Below are 1,390 nucleotides of genomic sequence, written 5' to 3'. Positions count from 1 at the left end.
ATCAAGGCCCTGTAAATCAGCATCGTCATTAAGCCCCTTGCCCGTTTGTTCTTCACGATCATCTTTAAATCCAGCCGGTGCGTCATTTTTACCAGCTTCAGGTTGATCCTCAAGCCCCTTATTCTGTTGTTGATCGCTCTTCCTCTCAAAATCTTTGTTATTTGACTTATCGTCATTTTGCTTATCCTGAGGATTTTTCTTATTCTGATCAGTCTTTAAACCATTGTTTTGTTGTTGCTTATCCTTATCACCAGATTGATCTTTAGCCCTATCTTTGGATTCATTTTTCGCAGTCTTCTTTTTAGCATCATTTAAAGGCTTGCCTTTTGACTTACCAGCAACAATACCAGCTGCTACACCAATACCGCCAGAAGTCATCTTAGCGATTTCTTCAGCCGAGTCAGTTGCTTTATCAGCTACTGCCTTCCCGGCAAATAAACCACCAGCCAACGTCCCGGCTGATGTTTTCAGACCAGCATCTACGCCCATTGCTTTTTGAATCATAACTGGCCCATCAAGTAGGAATTCAATACCGCCTAATAGCATCAGAAATTTAGGAATTAATGGCGCATTGGCGATACCATCATTCCAAATTTGAAAAACTCTATACTGCCATAAAGTGGCGGCCAGAATTGCAAAAGACGTTAAAAACTGCATGAATAATTCTTTAAATTTGGTAAAGCTGCTAAAAACTGAAAGCCCTGCGACCTTCAAAAATCCAAAATCAAAGCCAATCCGGATAATTAAGACTGTAGAACGAATACTCATGATTGCTAACGCTAGTATCCCTAAAATATAAAAAATAATATTTTGAATAGGGTGCCAATGCCAACGATAATACGAATCGGTGACAATCCGTTTAAGAGAACTCAGCATACCGCTAGTATCTGCGATTTCTTGAGTTTCGTATTGTTTCTTGCCTGGATCAGAATTATCAACGATACGATATTTTAATAGTTCATCTTCATTGGCTTTCTTTGGATCTTCAATCTTTTCGTTAATATCGAAATAGTCAATATTGGGTAAATATTTAGCGCCTAATTTGTTTTTCTTCTTTTTGTAGTTAGTAATGTTCCAATTCTGTTTTCCCAACATATAAACGTCATCAGTCGTTTCTCTGAACTGTTGCATCGCGGCATTTTTTTGGTCAGTAACATCACTAGCCACCTCATTTACATGGACAAAAGACACCGCCGAACTAGTAATATTAGCCAAAGCCATCATTAAAATTACTATATAAAACATATTGACCGGTGCGTCGGATTTCTCCTCTCCTCGATTACGAAAAATGAATATTCCGAAAAGAGCCAATGCAATTAGTAGAATGAGTCCTCGAATTCCTGATAAAGAACTCCATAACTTATCGTCCAACGTGTCGTAGAATGAAATT

The 1,390-nt window shown here is 38.3% G+C and carries 1 protein-coding gene; it reads right to left on the bottom strand.

Annotated elements, in window-relative coordinates; genetic code table 11:
• Window positions 1–1,371: pLS20_p028 family conjugation system transmembrane protein (locus tag FC20_RS09485; RefSeq protein WP_156402974.1), on the bottom strand; the 1,371-nt coding region annotated here is incomplete at its 3' end.
• Window positions 1,372–1,390: the final 19 nt, after the last annotated feature.

The sequence above is a fragment of the Lactobacillus equicursoris DSM 19284 = JCM 14600 = CIP 110162 genome (assembly GCF_001434815.1).
In the GTDB taxonomy this organism is placed as follows: Bacteria; Bacillota; Bacilli; order Lactobacillales; family Lactobacillaceae; genus Lactobacillus; species Lactobacillus equicursoris.
Note: the sequence above shows the minus strand (reverse complement) of the source record. Positions and strands in the feature narration are given on the sequence as shown.